Here is a 2477-nt window from a genome sequence, read left to right on the forward strand (position 1 = left end):
ATGGATGGCGTAGGAACCTCCATCGTCGGGAGACCTCGACGTCTATCTGCGGACCGACGCGCCCGGCCGACCTACACCCTCATCTGGGAAGAGCCCGCAAAGCCGACGTGATTAGGTCGTCGGTTCGATTCCGACAGGCGGCTCCGGCGAACAGCCCCTGACCTGCGCAAACGCAGGGCAGGGGCGGTTCGGTTCTGGTGGTCGCGCAATGCGCTGGCCTCACGGCTCTGCCCGACACCGACGTCGCTCTCCTCTGCGACGGACCCCTCGCCGGCTGAGCGCTCGCGGCCGGCATCCTGTCCGTGTGCCGATATGCCTCGCTCCGCTCGGCAACGCAGCGTGGCGTTGTGTCGCGACCTGGACGTGCGAGGTGTCAACGGTGCGTCGGCGCAGCGATCGTTGTGTGCGCAGCGAGATGCTCCATGCCGCACGCGCGGCGCGCACGAACGCAACGCCCCGGAACGCCAACGACCCGTCATCGCTGCGACGCGCAACGCGTCTCCCGGTCACGGCAACGGATCGCAACCACGACCCGCCCACGGCGCCTCGCGGGACGGAGGGCAAGTTGACACAGTTGCGCTGCCATGGAACCGCGCTGGCTCTCTCGATGACCACCGGTGAAACAGTGCCGCTCCGGGCTTGCGCCTGGTGTTGCCTGGCCTCCTCGTGATCGGCCCGTCGGGGATCGTCAACGTGGTGCGGGTGTCGAGGCGGCCGGGTCCGACGGCTCGGCGGGGCGCGATCGTCTCGTGCGTTGGCGGACTACGGGAGCTTGGACGCGAGGACGTCGGCCGCCAGGATCTCGGGTGCTGCGCCGAGGAGGTGCTGGTTGGCCATCAGGGCTGCGACGATGGCGCCGTTGGCGTGGGCGTCGCGAGCGGCCTCGTCGGGGAATGCATCGAAGATCCAGAAGGTGTCGGCGTGGGTCCTAGCCGCGAACCAGACAATCGTTCCTACTTCTTCGTTGGCGAGTGCGACAGCGCCGGCGAGCAGATCGGCGAGCGCGTCGTGCTGTCCATCGGCCGCGACGATCTTAGCGACGAAGGCATACGGAAGTGATGCGGGTGTGGACATGAGGGGTTCTCCTTGAAGTCGGGGTTCTTCGTGGGGCGAGTTCAGCGTATGACGAGCGAGGGCCGGTGGGGAGTGGCGTATACGGCAGTATTGCTATTGTTCGCGCCATGCGTATCGGACTGATCGCGATCGACGGCTGCTTCGGTTCGGCGGTCGCGTCGGTCATCGACATCGTGCGGGTGGCCGACGGAGCCCGCGGCGATGTCGACCCGCGGATCGACCCGATCGAACTCGCCATCCTCGGACCGAAACGGCGAGTGACCACGACGGCATCGATGACCCTGTCGGTGGACCACCCGCTGTCGGAGTCCGGAGAGTTCGACGTGGTCGTCGTCCCTGCGCTTGGAACCCTCACGGCCGCCGCGACCCACGACGCCCTCCAGAGCCGAGATGCTCGTTCGGTCATCGCCTCACTCGGGCGCCTCGACGACGCGACCACCCGGATCGCCGCGGCGTGCACCGGCGTGTTCGCCGTCGCCGAGACCGGACGGATGCATCATCGGCGGGCGACGACCAGCTGGTTCCTGGGGCCGGAGTTCCTGAAGCGCTATCCGACCGTCGCCCTCGATCTCGACACCATGGTCGTGGTCGACGGGAACCTCGTCACCGCCGGCGCCGCCTTCGCCCACATCGACCTCGCGCTCTCACTCGTGCGATCGATCAGCCCCGACCTGGCCCAACATGTCGCCAAGCTCCTCATCATCGACGAGCGCCCGTCGCAGGCGGCCTTCGTCGCCTACGAACATCTCCGGCACGAGGACCCGATCGTCGTCGAGTTCGAACGCTTCGTGCGCGTCCGCCTGGACGAACCGTTCAACGTCGCCGTCGTCGCGCAGTCGCTCGGCACCAGCCGGCGCACCCTCGAACGACGAGTCCGTGCGGCGCTCAACCTCACTCCGCTCGGCTTCGTCCAACGGCTTCGCATCGAACGAGCTCGGCACCTCTCAGCAACCACGGACCTCACCTCCGCCGAGATCGCGCGACGGGTCGGCTACGCGAACGCCGAGACTCTGCGCTCCCTCCTGCGCAGGGAGCGACGCCGTTCCTGACCTATCGCCATGCCTGTAGCCGGTGTCCTAGCGCTCGGTTGGAACCACCTCTCAGCACGTCGCGTCGACGCTCCTGCGTCGCCCCTGGACGACCCACTCGACACGCCCGCAGCACAGGCCATGTGACGTGCCCCGGCTTCCCGGACGGTCGGGGTTGGGTGGCTGTGATGTCGCTGCGTTCTCGTCGAGGGGGTCAGCAGACCCGATCAGGGGTCGATTGGGATGAGCCGCGAAGGCGGTCAGGTCAGGGCGGCCGAACCCGGCCGGCGGGGTAGCGTCGGACACGTCGAGGTCTTTCGGATGGATGGCGTAGGAACCTCCATCGTCGGGAGACCTCGACGTCTATCTGCGGAC

2 protein-coding genes are annotated in these 2477 nt (G+C 67.7%); one reads left to right on the forward strand and one right to left on the reverse strand.

What is annotated here, in order from left to right; genetic code table 11:
* Positions 1-762 precede the first annotated feature (762 nt).
* A complete protein-coding gene (locus BM093_RS34535) occupies positions 763-1074 on the reverse strand; it encodes a putative quinol monooxygenase (protein ID WP_006247389.1) in 312 nt (103 codons plus the stop codon).
* A gap of 65 nt (positions 1075-1139) precedes the next feature.
* Here BM093_RS34535 and BM093_RS34540 point away from each other — a divergent pair, with 65 nt between their 5' ends.
* Positions 1140-2123, forward strand: coding sequence for a GlxA family transcriptional regulator (locus BM093_RS34540; protein ID WP_425439230.1), 984 nt, complete (start codon positions 1140-1142; stop codon positions 2121-2123).
* The last annotated feature ends 354 nt before the right edge of the window (positions 2124-2477 follow it).

Source organism: Pseudonocardia ammonioxydans, assembly GCF_900115005.1.
Lineage (GTDB): Bacteria > Actinomycetota > Actinomycetes > Mycobacteriales > Pseudonocardiaceae > Pseudonocardia > Pseudonocardia ammonioxydans.

What these genes read in the sequence shown, in the direction of transcription:
- BM093_RS34535 (WP_006247389.1), bottom strand. Translation starts at nt 1,074, where the DNA reads ATGTCCACACCCGCATCACTTCCGTATGCCTTCGTCGCTAAGATCGTC.